The sequence below is a fragment of the Roseovarius aestuariivivens genome, assembly GCF_004761875.1.
GTDB classification, from domain to species: domain Bacteria; phylum Pseudomonadota; class Alphaproteobacteria; order Rhodobacterales; family Rhodobacteraceae; genus Roseovarius; species Roseovarius aestuariivivens.
Genome location: NZ_SJEY01000006.1, coordinates 12550 through 28416 on the forward strand (window position 1 = coordinate 12550; position 15867 = coordinate 28416).

The following is a 15867-nucleotide window of genomic DNA, read 5'->3' on the forward strand; positions in this document are numbered from 1 at the left end:
CTTGCGCACAGGCGAAAGTGGCACAAGGCAGGACGTGTTAGGGGCAGGGCACATGATTGGATTCCGATCCAAAAGACAATCTGTATCTGCTGACGAGGAACCACGCGGGTTCGATGCGTTCGAACTTCGCCTCGGTGACGTAATGCGTGGCGAACGCGCGACCTTGGGCAAATCGCTGCTCGACGTGGAACGCGAGCTGCGCATTCGCGCATCTTACGTTGCCGCCATCGAAAATTGTGATCCCGACGCCTTCGATACCCCCGGTTTCATCCCCGGTTACGTGCGGTCCTATGCGCGCTATCTCGGCATGGATCCCGACCGGGCCTTCCAGAATTTCTGCCACGAAAGTGGGTTTTCCATCGCCCACGGCATGTCCGCTGAGGCGTCGAGCATTCGGCGCAGCGATGCGCCCCTGACCAAGCGCAGCCCGCGCAAGGACGACCCGCTCGGCATTCCCAACACGCCCTTCGTGCCCGCCGGGGATTCGTTTCTCGCCCGGATCGAACCCGGCGCAATCGGCTCGGCCATGGTTCTGGTGCTGCTCATTGGCGGCATCGGCTATGGCGGCTGGAGCGTGCTGAACGAGGTGCAGCGCGTGCAATTCGCCCCGGTGGAAAACACGCCGAATGTACTGAGCGATCTCGATCCGCTCGACGGTGCAACGCCGATGGCGTCGGGCGGAACGAATGATCCCGCAGCGCCCGATGTGGCCTTCGACGCTCCGCGCGATGACCGGCTTGACCGTCTCTACCGCCCCGAGGCGCTTGATGTGCCGGTGATGGTCGCGCGCGACGCGCCGATCTCGACGCTCGATCCGTCCGAAGTGGGCACCTTCCGTCCCGATCTGCCCCAGACGGATCGCGAATCGATCGACTACGCCGTGGCCACCGCCGGCATTGAAGAGCCGGCCGCCGAAGACGGGGCGCTGCCCAGCCCGCAGGTGCTGGCCGATCATCCCGAGGGCGTCAGAATGGTTGCCGTGCGCCCGGCATGGGTGCGGGTCCGCGCCGCCGACGGCACGGTGATTTTCGAAGGCATCATGAATGCCGGCGATACCTGGGACGTGCCCGTGACCGAAGAGGCGCCGACACTGCGTGTGGGCGAATCCGGGGCAATCTACTTTGCCATGAACGGCCAGCATTACGGCCCCGCCGGCCCGCGCGGGCAGGTGACCTCGGGTCTGCCGCTGGATGCCGACATGCTGGCCGATGCGCTGGTCGTGGCCGATCTGGATCAGGATCAGGACCTGATGCAATACGTCGCGCAGTTGCAGGCCGCACCCCCCGCCCAGGACTGAGCCGCAGCGATTGCCACCGGCCGCATGGCCCGGTAATGTCAATCCAAGCTTACACCCTCTGACCGACGAGGAGCGCAGCGCGATGTCGCTCAATCCCATTCGACCCTGGCGCAACATCTATCGCCGCAAGAGCCGGCAGATCATGGTCGGCAACGTGCCGGTGGGCGGGGATGCCCCCATCACCGTGCAGACCATGACCAACACCGCCACCACCGATATTACCGGCACCATCGCGCAGGTGCAGGCCGCCGCCGACGCGGGCGCGGACATCGTGCGCGTGTCCGTGCCGGATCAGAACAGCGCGAAGGCGCTCAAGGAAATCGTCCGCGAAAGCCCGGTGCCGATCGTCGCGGATATCCATTTCCACTACAAGCGCGGCATCGAGGCCGCCGAGGCGGGCGCGGCCTGCCTGCGCATCAATCCCGGCAACATCGGCAGCCAGGACCGAGTGCGCGAGGTCATCCGGGCCGCGCGCGATCACGGCTGTTCGATGCGCATCGGCGTGAATGCCGGGTCTTTGGAAAAGCACCTGCTGGACAAATACGGCGAACCGACGCCCGAGGCGATGGTCGAATCCGGGCTCGACCATATCAAGGTGTTGGAAGATAACGACTTTCACGAGTTCAAGATCAGCTGCAAGGCCTCGGACGTCTTCATGGCCGCCGCCGCCTATCAGGCGCTGGCCGAGGCCACGGACGCGCCGATCCACCTTGGTATCACCGAGGCGGGCGGTTTGACCTCGGGCACGATCAAATCGGCCATCGGGCTGGGCAACCTGCTGTGGATGGGCATCGGCGATACGATCCGCGTGAGCCTCAGCGCCGATCCGGTGGAAGAGGTCAAGGTCGGCTACGAGATCCTAAAGTCGCTGGGCTTGCGCCATCGCGGGGTCAACATCATTTCCTGTCCCAGCTGCGCGCGGCAGGGTTTTGACGTCATCAAGACGGTCGAGGCGCTGGAAGAGCGGCTGGAGCATATCAAGACGCCCATGAGCCTCAGTATTATCGGCTGCGTGGTCAACGGGCCGGGCGAGGCGCTGATGACCGATGTGGGCTTTACCGGCGGCGGGGCCGGGTCGGGCATGGTCTATCTGGCGGGCAAGGCCAGCCACAAGATGTCCAACGCCGAGATGATCGAGCATATCGTCGAACAGGTCGAAAAGCGGGCCGCCGAGATCGAGGCGGACGAGGCCGAACGGCCAGCGGCGGAGTAGAGCGCGCCTCGCACTCACTCAGCCAGATACCGCTCCAGCACCGGCACGGGCATCCAGCCCTGAAACATCCGGTCTTCGAATACGTAGGCCGGGACCTGCTCCAGCCCCAGATCGCGCAGTAGATTGTCGTGTTCACCGATCACTAGGCGCGTGAAGGTCACGCCGTAAGATTCAGAAATATCGTATAATTCTGTCTCTGCACGCCTGCAGTCGGGACAGCCTTCCGCCACAATCAGCGCCAGTTTGGCCCCACCGGCAAACAAAACGTCCCGATGCGCGGCAATGCGGGCAAGATCGCTTTCCACCGCCTCGGCATAAGGGTCCGCAATGACCACCGGTGGCGCATCGGGCAAAAGCTGAGGCACATCCAACAGCGCCGCGCGGATCTCTGCGTGGAAGATCGCGCGCTCGGCCTCGGACAGTCGGGTAAAATCCGTCTCGGCCCATGCGGGCAGGGCGGCGGTCAGCGCCGCCGCCCAGATCAGCCTCATCCCTCTTCGCGCAGCTCGGCCGCGACGCGCTGCATCTCGTCGAGCGGCAGGTAGCCGCGCAGCATCTGATCTTCCATCACGAAGGACGGCGTGCCGGAAATACCGAGCTTTCGGCCCAGCGCGTGATTGGCGTCGATCACCTGCGCCACCTCGTCGCTTTCCATATGCGTCACGATCTCGTCGGCGGGCAGGCCCAGATCGCCCGCGATGCGGCGCAGCGCGGGTTCGGTGATGTCGCCGCTGAAGGCCATCAGCGTGTCATGCGCGGCCTTGTAGGCGTCGTCGCCCGCCTTTTGCAGGACCGCCACGGCAAAGCGCGAGGCCATCACGGATTGCTCGCCCAAGATCGGGAACTCCTTGACGATCAGGCGGATATTGCCGTCGAAGTCCAGCAGATCCGCCACTTGGGGTGCAGCGCGACGGCAATAGCCGCAGCGGTAATCCATGAACTCCACCAGCGTGATATCGCCCTCGGGATTGCCCCCGACCCAGGAATGGCCATCGTCGAAGATCGCGTCTTCATTGGCGGCGACCAGCGCCTCGTCGGCCTGCGCCTGCTGATCGGCCTGGCGCTCTTCCAGAACCTCGACGGCCTCCATGATCACCTCGGGATTGTCCAGCAGGTAGCTGCGGATCTCGCCGCGAAAGGCCTCGCGCTCGGCCTCGCTCATGTTTTCGAGATCGAAGGCCTGTGCGGGCAGGGCGGTCAGACCGGCGGCCAGCCCGGCGCTTAGGGCCAGGGCGGGAAAAAGGGGACGTGTCATGTGTGTCTGCTCTCCTTGAAAGGCGTGTCGTGTCGATGGGTCACTTGCGTTGTTTCTCGGCCCGGCGCGCGGCCACGAGGATATCCTGCGCCCGCCGCCAGCCCGCCGAGCCGCGCGGCAAAAGCCCCGAGGCGCGCTCGGCATGGATACCGGCATCCTTGAGACGGCCCTGCATCGCATACCGCTCGGCGGTTACGACCGAGGCCATGCCGCGATTGCCGCTTTTGGCGTGGGCGGCGGCCAGATCGCGCAGCACGCGCGGGTCGCGCCCGTCACGTTGATGCGCGCGCTGAAGGTATTGCAACGCCGACCCGGTTTGTCCCTGCGCCAAAAGCGCCCGGCCATACGCCCCGAGGATAAGCGCATTGCGCGGGGCAAGCTGGGCCGCGCGGCCATAGGCATTGGCGGCGGCGCCGAATTGCCGGCTTTCCATCAGGATCTGGCCCTTCAGCTCGTAGTAAAAAGGGTCGTTCGGGCGATACGAAATCGCCTGGTCGATCAGCGGCAGCGCGCGCTTGAGGTTCGACCGGCGGTGCCACGCCACGGCCTCGCGCATGGCCTTGATGTCGGCATAGCCGCTTTCGCCCGCCCGGCGCAGCGTCCACTTGGGCGCGCGCTGAAACGCCGAAAGCTTGCCCTTGGCGCGGAAGAACCAGTAGCGCGCCTGCGGATCCTCCTTGGCGCGACCCTTATATGCCTCGGCCAGACGCTGCACCACGCGGTAGCGGTCCTGGCTGAGCGGATGGGTGCGCGCATAGGGGTCCTGACGGCCGCGCGATAGCACCTCCTGCCCGCGGAAGATGTCGAGAACCTGAAGCGCCCCGGCGGGGTCGATCCCGGCATTGGCGAGATAGCGCAGACCGGACTGGTCGGCGGCGTTCTCCTCGGCGCGGGTATGCACGAAGAAAAGCCGCTGCGCCGTGGTCTGCGCACCCAGCGCCACCGCACCGGCGGCCTCTCCTGCTCCCGCGGCCACCGCGGCGGCGGCAGCGAGCGCCGAGCCGATGCCCGCGGCGGTGCGCGCGTTGCGCATGTTGATGGGACGGCGCACCAGATGACCGTTGGCGATATGCGCGGCCTCATGCGCGATCACCGATTGCAGCATCGCCGGCGTTTCCATCCGTTCGATGAGGCCCGCGTTCACGAAGATCGAATTGCGGTCCACCACGAAGGCGTTGAGCCCGCCATCGTCCACCACGAGAATCTCCACATTGGCCGAGCCGAGCCCCGCCTGCGCCAGCACGGGCGCGGCAAGCTGCCGCAGCGCGTATTCGATATCCGGGTCGCGCAACAGTCCAAGCGCACGCGCAGGCTGCGCGAGCGTCAGCGCCAGAAGTGCTGCCAGTGCCAGAAGCCGTGTCAGATGCATTGACCTTGTCGCCGTTTCCAAGTCACAGGAGGAAGGATAGTGCGGCGCAGCTTAGGGGGAAGAACATGCGAAACTCAAGGCGATCCGGGGTCGATCCCTTTATCGTGATGGACGTCATGGAAGCCGCCCGCGCCGCCGAGGCGGCGGGCCGCGAGATCATTCACATGGAGGTGGGTCAGCCCGGCACGCCCGCGCCGGAAGGCGCGCGCGCAGCCCTGGCCGCGTCCATGGGCCAGGACGCGATGGGCTATACCGTCGCGCTTGGCCTGCCAGAGCTTCGCACGCGCATCGCCCGGCTTTACGGCGACTGGTACGGGGTGGATCTCGACCCGGGCCGCGTGGTGGTCACGTCCGGGTCCTCGGGCGCGTTCATCCTGGCCTTCACGGCGCTCTTCGACACCGGCGCGCGGGTGGGAATCGGCGCGCCGGGCTATCCCAGTTATCGCCAGATCCTGCGCGCGCTCGATCTGACGCCGGTCGATATTCCCACCGAACAATCCGCGCGCTATCAGCCGGTGGCGGGCGATATCGCGGCGCACGATCTGGACGGGCTTCTCGTCGCCAGCCCTGCGAATCCGACGGGCACCATGCTGGATCACATGGCGCTTTCGGCGCTCATCGGCGCCGCCCAGGACGCGGGCGCGGCCTTTATCAGCGACGAGATCTATCACGGCATCGAATACGACCGCCGCGCCGTGACAGCGCTGGAGATCAGCGACGAGGTTTACGTCATCAACTCGTTTTCCAAGTATTTCTCGATGACTGGCTGGCGCGTGGGCTGGATGGTGGTGCCCGAGGATCACGTGCGCGTGGTCGAGCGGCTGGCGCAGAATCTTTTCATCTGCCCGCCGCATGCGAGCCAGGTCGCGGCGCTGGCGGCGATGGACTGTCACGAAGAGCTGCAGGCGAACATGGATGTCTACCGCGTCAACCGCCAGATGATGCTCGACGGTCTGCCCGGTGCCGGTTTCGACCGGATCGCGCCGCCCGATGGCGCGTTCTACGTCTATGCCGATGTGCGTCACCTGACCGACGACAGCCGCGCCTTCGCCGCCGAGATCCTGGATAAGGCGGGCGTCGCGGTCACGCCGGGGCTTGATTTCGACCCTGACCGCGGGGCCGGGACGCTGCGCTTTTCCTACGCACGGTCGACGGCGGATATCGCGGAGGGGCTCACGCGATTGAAGGCCTTTATGGCTCAGAGGTCGTAACCGGGGCCTAGCCCCGGACCCCGGGAAATATTTGCACGAAGAAACCCGGTTGTGGGCAAGGGCCGCCGACTCGTGTAACCTGAACCGCAATCAAGACCGACAACAGCGGCGAGCAGCATGATACGGGCAATTCTGGCTTTGATACTGGCGATTTGGGCCGGCGCGGGCATCGCGCAGGGCTTTTCCGGGCTGGCGCGGGTCAACCCCGAAGCCACGCGGCTGAGCGACACGCGCGACGGCATGCGGCTTGAGATCGGGCTAAGCCAGGGCGTTCCGTGGCGGGTCTTCACGCTCGACGGGCCGCCCCGGTTGGTGCTCGATTTCCGCGAGGTGGACTGGCGCGGCGCGGATCCCGCGCTGATCGACTGGGCCGAGGGCGCGAAGGCGGTGCGCATGGGCGCGTTCCGCCCGGGCTGGTCGCGGCTGGTGGTCGACCTCAACGGGCCCTTCGCGGTGGCCGAGGCCGATATGCGCGTCGAGGAAACGAGTGGCGCGGCGCGGCTGCGCGTCGATCTGCAGAAGGTACCGGCCGAGCGGTTCGCCGCCGTCGCCGGCGCACCGGCGCTGCCGGGCTGGGCGCTGCCGGGCGAAGGTCTCAAGGCGCAGATCCGGCCGCGTCAGCGCGGCGAGGCGCCGCTTGTCGTGGTGATCGACCCGGGCCACGGCGGCATCGACCCCGGCGCCGAGCAGGAAGAACTTGTCGAGAAGGACCTGATGCTGACCTTCGCGCGCGAACTCAAGGACGCGCTGACGCGCGCGGGCGGTTTCGAGGTGGTGCTGACCCGCGAGGCGGATCTTTTCGTGTCGCTCGAACGGCGCGTCGCCATCGCCCATCAGACCGGCGCCGATCTTTTCCTGTCGCTCCATGCCGACGCGCTGAGCGAGGGGCGCGCGCATGGCGCGACGGTCTATACCCTGTCCGACAGCGCGTCGGACGAGGCCTCGGCGGCGCTGGCGGAACGGCACAATCGCGCCGACATGCTGGCGGGCATCGACCTGACTGGGGTCGATGACGTGGTGGCCGACGTGCTGATGGATCTCGCGCGGCAGGAAACCCAGCCCCGCGCCGAGGAAATCGCGCGCGCGCTCAAGCTGGGGCTGGCCGAACGCGGTCTGCCGCTTAATTCGCGCCCCCTGCGGTCCGCGGGGTTTTCGGTGCTCAAAAGCCCAGATATCCCGTCGGTCCTGCTCGAGGTCGGCTTCCTGTCGAGCCGGCGCGACCGCGAGAACCTGCGCGATCCGGCCTGGCGCGCCACGATGGCGCAGGCCATCACCGAGGCGATCTCTGCCTGGCGCATCGCGGATGCGGCCCGCGCCGATCTGGTGCGGCAATGAGGCCCGCGCGGATCGGCGGGCGGCTGCCGCGCGCCGAGATGTGTTTTGACCGCGCTGCGCGCGATCCTTATATGATGGCTGACTGACAAGGACCTAACCCACGTGCTACGCCCGATCCTGACCTTCTTCGGCACCATCTTCAGCCTTATGACGCTGATCGTGATGCTTGTGGCACTGTCCGTGGGCGCGGTGTTCCATATTTACGGCAAGGACCTGCCCAGCCACGAGAGCCTGGCCAATTACACGCCCCCTACGATCAGCCGGATCTATTCGGGCGAGGGGCGGATCATCGACGAGTTTTCCCGCGAACGACGCCTCTTCACCCCGGCCGAGGATATCCCCGACCTCGTCAAGCAGGCCTTCATCAGCGCCGAGGACAAGAATTTCTATTCTCACCAAGGCTATGATGCGCGCGGGATCGCCGCAGCGGCGGTCGAGGCCGTGCGCACCCGCGGCCAGACCGTACGGGGTGCGTCGACCATCACGCAGCAGGTGATGAAGAACTTCCTTCTTTCCGGCGACCGGCGGCTGGAACGCAAGATCAAGGAAATCATCCTCGCCACCCGGATCGAGGACACGCTGAGCAAGGAAGACATTCTTGAGCTCTATATGAACGAGATCTTTCTCGGGCAGAACTCCTATGGCGTGACGGCCGCCGCCCAGACCTATTTCAACAAGCCGCTGCGCGACCTGGCCCCGCACGAGGCGGCATTCCTGGCCTCGATGCCCAAGGCGCCGTCGGACTATCACCCGGTGCGCGAGAAAGAGCGTCTGAAGACCCGTCGCGATTTCGTGCTCAAGGAAATGTACGAGAACGGCTATCTCGACCGGGCCACCTACGAGGAAGAAGTGGCGCAACCGCTGCGCTCGGTCCAGAACGGCGATTTCGAACCTTTCTCGGCGCAATTGCCGCCGCGCGACTATTTCACCGACGAGATCCGCCGCCAGCTGAGCGAGAATTTCGGCGAGGGCGAGTTCTTTTCCGGCGGTCTGACCGTGCGGGCCACCATCGATCCCGAACTGCAGGAAGAGGCAGCCTTTGCACTGCGCCAGCAGCTGGAACAATATGACCGGGGCCGGGGCCGCTGGCGCGGAACGGGCGAGGTGTTGCCCGCCGAAGCGCTGGAAAGCGAAGAGGCCTGGCGCGCGGCGCTGGCCGAGGCGGACGTGGCGCGCGACATCGACTTTCAGGGGCGCTGGTATCCGGCGGTGATCGTCGAGATAGGCGATCAGCAGATGCGTCTTGGCATCGAGGGCGTCGAGGAGACGGAGGCCGAGCCGCATGTCGTGCCGCGCGCCGATATCGCCTGGCTGCCCGGCAATTTCCAGCAGACCTTCGAACGCGGCGAGGTGGTGCATGTGCGCCGGATGACCTCGGACGAGGACGGCAGCTTTCTGCGCTGGACGCTGCGACAGGTGCCCGAGGCGCAGGGCGGCTTCGTGGCGATGGACGTCAATACGGGGCGCGTTCTGGCCATGCAGGGCGGGTTTTCCTACCAGAACTCGGTCTTCAACCGCGCGACCCAAGCCAAGCGGCAGCCGGGCTCGAGCTTCAAGCCCTTCGTCTATGCCGCCGCCCTCGACAGCGGGTATACGCCCGCGACTATCGTCGTGGACGCGCCGATCGAGATCAACACGCCCCAGGGCCTCTGGCGGCCGCGCAACTCTTCGAACAAGTTCTATGGGCCCACGCCGCTGCGCACCGGCATCGAACAGTCGCGGAACCTGATGACCATCCGCCTGGCCGAGGAGATCGGCATGGACGTGGTCGCCGATTACGCCGAGCGGTTCGGGGTCTATGACGACATGGGCCAGTTCCTGGCCAACTCGCTGGGGTCCGAGGAAACCACGCTCTACAAGATGGTGGCAGCCTACGCGATGTTCGCCAATGGCGGCGAGCGGGTGGAACCCACGCTGGTCGACCGGGTGCAGGACCGCTACGGCAAGACCGTCTATCGTCATGATCCGCGCGCCTGCACCGATTGCGACGATCCGGGCATTCCGCGGTCGCGCGGCCCGCGGATCGTGTCGGACCGCCAGCAGATCATGGACCCGGTGACGGCCTATCAGCTGACCTCGATGATGAAAGGCGTTGTGGATCGCGGCACCGCGGCAGGCGCGATCAACCTGCCGGTGCCGATCGCCGGCAAGACCGGCACCACCAACGACGCGCGCGACGTGTGGTTCGTGGGCTTTTCGTCCACCATCGCCGCGGGCTGCTATATCGGCTACGATCAGCCGCGCGGCCTCGGCCGGGGCGCCTATGGGTCGTCCATGTGCGGGCCAGTGTTCCAGTCCTTCATGCAGAAGGCGATCCAGAAATACGGCGGATCGGACTTCAAGGTGCCGGAGGGCTGCGACTTCATCAAGATCGACCGCTTCACCGGCGCGCGCCTCTCTGATGACGCGTCGGGCAATTACGTGGTCTCGGAATGCTTCCGCGAGGGCGAAGAGCCGGTCTTCGGCATCACCTTCGACGGCGGCTTTGCCATGGGCGGGGATTTCGAGATGTACGCGCCCGGTCAGGGTGAAAACGTCCGCGAGGTCACCACTTCGACCGGGGAAAAGGCGCGGGTCGGCAACAAGTCGAGCTTCGGCAACATGAGCTCAGGCGGGCTTTACTGACCTGACGACGGGCAGGGCGCGCTGAAGCACGCCCTACGGGGCCGCGCTCCCGATCTTGCCCGTGCGCCTGACGCTTGATATCAACCCGTTCTGAGCAGACCAAGGACCCCCAGAATGCGCGCCGAGATTCAAACGCTTGTCTCCGAGATCGAAACCTCGCTGGAGCTTCTCCGCCAGCGTCTGGGCTGGGAAACGGCCCAGCACCGGCTGGAGGAATTCAACGCGCGCGTCGAGGACCCGCAGCTTTGGGACGATCCCGAAAAGGCGCAGAAGCTGATGCGCGACCGGCAGGCGCTGGTCGACGCGATCGAGACCCATGATACCATCAAGGCCCAGCTTGAGGACAATACGGGCCTTATCGAACTGGGCGAGGCCGAGGACGACGCCGAGGTGGTCAAGGAGGCCGAGGACGCGCTGCGCGCCCTTGCCAAGCTCGCCGCCGCGAAAGAGCTCGAGGCGCTTCTGGACGGCGAGGCGGACGCCAACGACACCTTCCTTGAAATCAACGCCGGTGCGGGCGGCACCGAAAGCTGCGACTGGGCGGCCATGCTGGCGCGGATGTATGTCCGCTGGGCCGAGCAGCACGGCTATACGGTCGAGCTTCAGTCCGAAAGCCCCGGCGACGAGGCCGGGATCAAATCGGCGGCCTACAAGATCTCGGGGCACAACGCCTATGGCTGGCTCAAATCAGAATCCGGCGTGCACCGCCTCGTGCGCATCTCGCCCTACGACTCGGCGGCCAAGCGGCACACCTCGTTCTGCTCGGTTTGGGTCTATCCGGTCGTCGACGACAATATCGAGATCGAGGTCAACCCGTCGGACATCCGCCTGGACACGTTCCGCAGTTCCGGCGCGGGCGGCCAGCACGTCAACAAGACCGACTCGGCGGTGCGGATCACCCACCACCCCACCGGGATCGTCGTGACAAGCTCCGAGAAATCTCAGCACCAGAACCGCGAAATCGCCATGAAGGCGCTGAAATCGCGGCTCTACCAGCTTGAGCTTGACAAGCGCAACGCCGAGATCAGCGCCGCCCACGAGGCCAAGGGCGACGCGGGCTGGGGCAACCAGATCCGGTCCTACGTGCTGCAGCCCTATCAGATGGTCAAGGACCTGCGCACGGGCCACGAGACCTCGGACACCAAGGGCGTGCTCGACGGCGACCTCGACCCGTTCATGGCCGCCACTTTGGCGATGGATGTGTCCGGCAAGTCCCGCGCCGAGGCGCAGGGCGAAGACGTTTAGAAGCCGCGCCCGGGCCCTATAGCCCCACCATCGCCCGGATATCCTGCGCCGTCCTGCCCTGTTCGCGGTAAAGCGACAGCGCCCGCGCGTCGTCCCGCTTGGCGAGCCTCTTGCCCTCGTCATCCCGGATCAGCCGATGATGGTGGTAGCGGGGCAAAGGCTTGTCCAACAGACGCAGCAGAAGCACCTGGATCGGCGTGAAGTGAAAGAGATCCTCACCCCGCACCACATCCGTGATCCCCTGGGTTACGTCATCGAGCGCCGAGGCCAGGAAATAGGCCACGATCTCCTCGCCCTTGCGCGACACCACCACATCGCCGATCCGGGCCAGGGCGAAATCCGGCTCGACGCGATGCGTGCCCGCCCATCGTTCGCCTGTCTCTTCAAACGCCGGCAGCGCGCCGTCGAACCACGCCAGCGTCCTGTCCAGATGCAGGCGTAGCGCATCACCGGGGTGTCGGCTGGCCATGTCGCGGTGCCGGCACGTGCCGGGATAGACATCGTGGCGCACCCCCTCCTGCGGGGCGGTCTGTGCGGCCTGAATGTCGCTCCGGCTGCAGGAACAGGGGTAGAGCAGGTCCATCTCCTCCAGCCGCGCGATGGCCGGCTCGTAATCGCGCAGATGCTCCGACTGCCGCCATACGGGACCGTCCCAGGACAGCCCGAGCCACGCCAAGTCCTCGAGGATCAGCGCATCCCATTCGGCCTTCGAGCGCTGCAGGTCCGTATCCTCCATCCGGAGCAAGAAACGCCCCTCTGCCGCGCGCGCCATGTCATGGCCCAAAAGCGCCGAAAACGCATGGCCCAGATGCAGCGGCCCGGTCGGCGACGGGGCGAAACGCGTGGCGAACGTCACTTCTTTTTTTCAAGCACGTAGACAAAGGCCTTGATGTTCTGACCGGGCAGATGGGCCCCGTATTTGCGCATCAGAAGGCCCGCCGCGCCGCAATCGATCCACTGGTTCAGCGCGGTCTCGTATTCGCGCGCGGCAATGGCGTGATCGTTGAGGCTCAGTGCGAGATACCCGCCCTTGGGCAGCGCGCGTAGAACAAGATCGACCGTTCCCGCCGGCGCCGCGCCGGGCCCGATGACACCGGCGCAGACGATGGCGCGGTAACTCTCGGCCGGAATGGGTTTGGGATCGTCGAGATCCATCTCGTGCAATGCGCGGTAGACGCCCTTGGGACGCGCCTGTGCCAGCATATCGGCGCTGGGGTCCATGCCATCGACATTGGTAAACCCCGCCTCCTGCAGGGCGACCCCGGAAAGACCCGTGCCACAGCCGTAATCCAGAACAGGCGCGGCCTTGTCGTCCAGATACCCGGCCAGGGCCCGGGCCACGCGGCCCGGCGTGGCATAGGCGTTCTCGGCCACCTCGGTCTCATAACTTGTCGCCCACGCATCATAAAGCGCGCGGGTGTCCTCGGGGCTGTTGACGTCGTAAACCTTGTCGAAAAACTTATCGGGCATGGCCCGAAGCTAATCACACCGGCGCGGGAATGTCCATTTTTGCCCCCTGCAGCCATTCCGACCACGCGGCCTTGGCCCGGTCGGTATAGGCCTTGTAGCGGTCCCGACGGCCCCGTCGCCCGCCCTTTAGGCCGTCCACAGGGCGAAAAAGCCCGAAATTGACGTTCATCGGCTGAAAGGTCTTCGCCTCGGCCCCTCCGGTGATGTGATGGATAAGCGCGCCCATCGCGGTGTCCTGCGGCGGCGTCTGCAAAGGGCGGCCAAGGATTTCCGCGGCGGCCAGTCGCCCGGCCAGAAGGCCCATGGCGGCGGATTCGACATATCCCTCGACCCCGGTGATCTGCCCGGCAAAGCGCAGGTTGGGCCGCGCGCGCAGACGCATCTGGTCATCAAGCAGCGTGGGCGAATTCAGGAACGTGTTGCGGTGGATCCCGCCAAGGCGCGCGAAACTTGTGTTCTCAAGCCCGGGAATTGTCTTGAAAACAGCCGCTTGCGCGCCGTACTTCATCTTGGTCTGAAAGCCCACGATGTTGTAAAGCGTCCCCAGGGCGTTGTCCCGGCGCAGCTGCACCACCGCCCAGGGTTTCACATCGGGCTGATGCGGATTGGTCAGGCCCACCGGTTTCATCGGGCCATGGCGCAGGGTTTCGCGGCCCCGTTCGGCCATCACCTCGATCGGCAGGCAGCCGTCGAAATACCCGGCCGTTTCCCCCTCGTGAAACTCGGTCTTCTCGGCGGCCAGCAGCGCGTCGATGAACGCCTCGTACTGGTCGCGGTCCATCGGGCAGTTGAGGTAGGCCGTGCGCTCTTCCTCGGTCTCGCCCTTGTCATAGCGCGACTGCATCCACGCCTTCGACATGTCGATGCTGTCGGCATAGACGATGGGCGCGATCGCGTCGAAAAACGCCAGCCGATCCGTCCCGGTCTCGCGCGCAATCGCCTGTCCCAGCGCGGCCGAGGTGAGCGGCCCGGTGGCAAAGATCCAGCGCCCCTCGCGCGGCAGGTCGGTGATCTCGCCCGCCTCGACGGTCACGTTGGGAAGCGCGCGCAGCGTGGCGGTCACGTCGCGGGCAAAGGCCTCGCGGTCCACTGCCAGCGCGCCGCCAGCGGGCAAGCGGTGCCGGTCGGCCATCTGCATGATCAGCCCGCCCGCCTGACGCATTTCCCAATGAAGCAGCCCCACCGCGTTCTGTTCGTCATCGTCCGACCGGAACGAGTTGGAGCAGACCATTTCGGCAAGATCGCCGGTCTGGTGGGCAAAGGTGCCGGTTGCGGGGCGCATCTCGTGGATCACCACGGGCACGCCAATCTGCGCGGCCTGCCACGCGGCCTCGGACCCGGCCATGCCGCCGCCCACGATATGAAGTGTCTCTGTCATGTGCCCGATCTAGGGGATCGCGGGCGATTTGGAAAGGCTCAGCTGCCGTTCTCTCCGGTGCCCGGCACCGGCAGGCCCGAGGGGACGGTTTCGGGCACGCCGAGCCGGCCCTCGCGCGACACCGGATCGGTCAGCGCGCCGAGAAAGGCCACCAGCGCGGCGACCTCCAGCTCGGAGAGCGGCGCGCGGGGCAGGGTGTTGGCGGCATAAACCGCCAGCAATTCGTCCACGTCCTCCATCGCCGGGTGCGCCGGGCCCTCGGCGGGATGCGAGGCAAGACCCGCGCCGGGGTCGGCATGGTGGCGGATCATGTCCGCAAGCGTCTCATAGGCCCCGTTATGGCCATAGGGCGCGGTCAGCGCGACGTTGCGCAGGCTGGGCGTGCGAAACCGATACCGGTCCTTGGTGCGCCCGGTCACATGGCCCAGCCCGTGATCGGCAAGGCCCCTTGGCCCGTGGCCCTTGCCCGGCCCGATCGGCGGCACGCCGATGGCATGCAGCCGGTGATCGGTCTGAAACGCGCCCGCATGGCAGGCATCGCAGCCCGCCTTGCCATAGAACAGCGCCATGCCGCGCAGTTCCTCGTTGCGCAACGCCTCGTCCTGCCCGGCCAGAAAGGCGTCGAACGGGCTGTCGGTGGCGCGAAACTCATAGGCGATGAAATCCGCCAGGGCGCTTGCGATATGGGTGATGTGCAACGGTTCGTCCGGCCCGATAAGCCATGTAAAGCGGCGGCGATAGTCGGGAATATCCGCGACCCGCTCGGTCAACTTTTGCCACGCGCCGTCCAAACCCGCGATCCGTCCTTGCGCGACCGCGTCGGCGATCACGTTCTCGCCGGCCTCGCCGGCCATTTCATGCGGTGCGACCAGCGGCAAAAGCGCCTGCGCGGCCAGAAGCGACACAGGCCGTTCCAGCCGGTGACCCTCCGGCATGGCGATGCCGAACCGCGCGTCGGGGGCGCGCGCCAAACGGCCATCGTGGAACAGCCGGTCGAATTCGCCCGCCGACAGGTTGAAAAGGGCGGGCGTGTTCCGCGAAAGGCGGGCGGCAGACCCCGCGACGGGCACGTGACGGGCCGGACCAAGCCCTTGCGCGCCTTCCCCCAGCGACAGCGCTACGCCGTCCGATGTGCCGAAACGCGGATTGTGGCAGGTGCCGCAGGCGATGTTGCGATTGCCCGACAGGATCGGGTCGTAAAACAGGTCGCGCCCCAGCAAAACCGACGTGGCCCCCGGAATGGGGAAATCCACGCGGTTTGCCGGGTCGGGCAGGTCAGCGGCCAGAGAGAGAGTGGCCTGGAGGGACCAAAGGCCAAAAGCGGCCGCCCATCTTCGCATCGTACAACATACCCCCACCAAGGGTGCCCCGCCTGTCAGGCTACCCGAAGGAACTGTGGCGGAAAAATGGCAAAGGTGGAAAAACTATGGCACGAATATGGAAACGGCGCGGCAAACCCGCCGCTGGGA

General features: G+C 66.0%; 13 protein-coding genes. 6 read left to right on the plus strand and 7 right to left on the minus strand.

What is annotated here, in order from left to right:
* The first annotated feature begins 52 nt into the window (after positions 1–52).
* Both EZV60_RS10690 and ispG read left to right on the plus strand, forming a co-directional pair.
* The gene (locus EZV60_RS10690) at positions 53–1297 is read left to right on the plus strand and encodes a helix-turn-helix domain-containing protein (RefSeq protein ID WP_135505295.1); all 1245 of its coding nucleotides are present in this window, start codon (positions 53–55) and stop codon (positions 1295–1297) included.
* Positions 1298–1379: 82 nt separating this feature from the next.
* A complete protein-coding gene (ispG, locus tag EZV60_RS10695; RefSeq protein ID WP_135505297.1) occupies positions 1380–2510 on the plus strand; it encodes a flavodoxin-dependent (E)-4-hydroxy-3-methylbut-2-enyl-diphosphate synthase in 1131 nt (376 codons plus the stop codon).
* 14 nt (positions 2511–2524) lie between these two features.
* On the opposite strand, the gene EZV60_RS10700 is transcribed toward ispG, so the two are convergent.
* The 3 genes from EZV60_RS10700 to EZV60_RS10710 are packed head-to-tail and all read right to left on the minus strand — an operon-like array spanning position 2525 to position 5134.
* Positions 2525–3001 (minus strand): disulfide bond formation protein DsbA, encoded by a 477-nt coding sequence (locus EZV60_RS10700; RefSeq protein ID WP_135505299.1) that lies wholly within the window; start codon positions 2999–3001, stop codon positions 2525–2527.
* Positions 2998–3765 carry a DsbA family protein gene (locus EZV60_RS10705; RefSeq protein ID WP_135505301.1) on the minus strand — a complete coding sequence of 256 codons (768 nt, stop codon included), beginning with the start codon at positions 3763–3765 and terminating at the stop codon, positions 2998–3000. The genes EZV60_RS10700 and EZV60_RS10705 overlap by 4 nt, the downstream gene beginning before the upstream one ends.
* 40 nt (positions 3766–3805) lie before the next feature.
* Positions 3806–5134, minus strand: coding sequence for a M48 family metalloprotease (locus EZV60_RS10710; RefSeq protein WP_135505302.1), 1329 nt, complete (start codon positions 5132–5134; stop codon positions 3806–3808).
* 65 nt (positions 5135–5199) lie between these two features.
* Between EZV60_RS10710 and EZV60_RS10715 the strand changes: the two genes are divergently transcribed.
* From EZV60_RS10715 to prfB, 4 genes are all read left to right on the plus strand, one after another.
* A complete protein-coding gene (locus EZV60_RS10715) occupies positions 5200–6345 on the plus strand; it encodes a pyridoxal phosphate-dependent aminotransferase (RefSeq protein ID WP_135505304.1) in 1146 nt (381 codons plus the stop codon).
* A 117-nt stretch (positions 6346–6462) separates the two neighbouring features.
* Positions 6463–7680, plus strand: a complete 1218-nt coding sequence (locus EZV60_RS10720; RefSeq protein ID WP_135505306.1) for an N-acetylmuramoyl-L-alanine amidase — start codon at positions 6463–6465, stop codon at positions 7678–7680.
* 102 nt (positions 7681–7782) lie between these two features.
* A complete protein-coding gene (locus EZV60_RS10725) occupies positions 7783–10305 on the plus strand; it encodes a penicillin-binding protein 1A (protein WP_135505308.1) in 2523 nt (840 codons plus the stop codon).
* A 114-nt stretch (positions 10306–10419) separates the two neighbouring features.
* A complete protein-coding gene (gene prfB / locus EZV60_RS10730; protein WP_135505310.1) occupies positions 10420–11550 on the plus strand; it encodes a peptide chain release factor 2 in 1131 nt (376 codons plus the stop codon).
* Positions 11551–11566: 16 nt separating this feature from the next.
* Here prfB and gluQRS read toward each other — a convergent pair whose 3' ends face one another.
* From gluQRS to EZV60_RS10750, 4 genes are read right to left on the minus strand one after another with little or no spacing between them, the layout of a single operon-like run.
* Complete coding sequence (gene gluQRS, locus EZV60_RS10735; protein WP_135505312.1) at positions 11567–12406, minus strand: tRNA glutamyl-Q(34) synthetase GluQRS; 840 nt, start codon at positions 12404–12406, stop codon at positions 11567–11569.
* Positions 12403–13020, minus strand: coding sequence for a class I SAM-dependent DNA methyltransferase (locus EZV60_RS10740; protein ID WP_135505314.1), 618 nt, complete (start codon positions 13018–13020; stop codon positions 12403–12405). The genes gluQRS and EZV60_RS10740 overlap by 4 nt, the downstream gene beginning before the upstream one ends.
* Positions 13021–13033: 13 nt before the next feature.
* On the minus strand, positions 13034–14398 hold the full coding sequence (gene trmFO / locus EZV60_RS10745; RefSeq protein WP_135505316.1) for a methylenetetrahydrofolate--tRNA-(uracil(54)-C(5))-methyltransferase (FADH(2)-oxidizing) TrmFO: 1365 nt from the start codon (positions 14396–14398) through the stop codon (positions 13034–13036).
* A gap of 38 nt (positions 14399–14436) precedes the next feature.
* Positions 14437–15738 (minus strand): cytochrome-c peroxidase, encoded by a 1302-nt coding sequence (locus tag EZV60_RS10750; RefSeq protein ID WP_135505318.1) that lies wholly within the window; start codon positions 15736–15738, stop codon positions 14437–14439.
* Positions 15739–15867: the final 129 nt, after the last annotated feature.

Coding starts and splice junctions, on each gene's coding strand:
- EZV60_RS10710 (WP_135505302.1), bottom strand. CDS start 5,134: ATGCATCTGACACGGCTTCTGGCACTGGCAGCACTTCTGGCGCTGACG.
- EZV60_RS10715 (WP_135505304.1), top strand. CDS start 5,200: ATGCGAAACTCAAGGCGATCCGGGGTCGATCCCTTTATCGTGATGGAC.
- EZV60_RS10700 (WP_135505299.1), bottom strand. CDS start 3,001: ATGAGGCTGATCTGGGCGGCGGCGCTGACCGCCGCCCTGCCCGCATGG.
- ispG (WP_135505297.1), top strand. CDS start 1,380: ATGTCGCTCAATCCCATTCGACCCTGGCGCAACATCTATCGCCGCAAG.
- EZV60_RS10720 (WP_135505306.1), top strand. CDS start 6,463: ATGATACGGGCAATTCTGGCTTTGATACTGGCGATTTGGGCCGGCGCG.
- EZV60_RS10740 (WP_135505314.1), bottom strand. CDS start 13,020: ATGCCCGATAAGTTTTTCGACAAGGTTTACGACGTCAACAGCCCCGAG.
- EZV60_RS10690 (WP_135505295.1), top strand. CDS start 53: ATGATTGGATTCCGATCCAAAAGACAATCTGTATCTGCTGACGAGGAA.
- EZV60_RS10750 (WP_135505318.1), bottom strand. CDS start 15,738: ATGCGAAGATGGGCGGCCGCTTTTGGCCTTTGGTCCCTCCAGGCCACT.
- EZV60_RS10705 (WP_135505301.1), bottom strand. CDS start 3,765: ATGACACGTCCCCTTTTTCCCGCCCTGGCCCTAAGCGCCGGGCTGGCC.
- prfB (WP_135505310.1), top strand. CDS start 10,420: ATGCGCGCCGAGATTCAAACGCTTGTCTCCGAGATCGAAACCTCGCTG.
- trmFO (WP_135505316.1), bottom strand. CDS start 14,398: ATGACAGAGACACTTCATATCGTGGGCGGCGGCATGGCCGGGTCCGAG.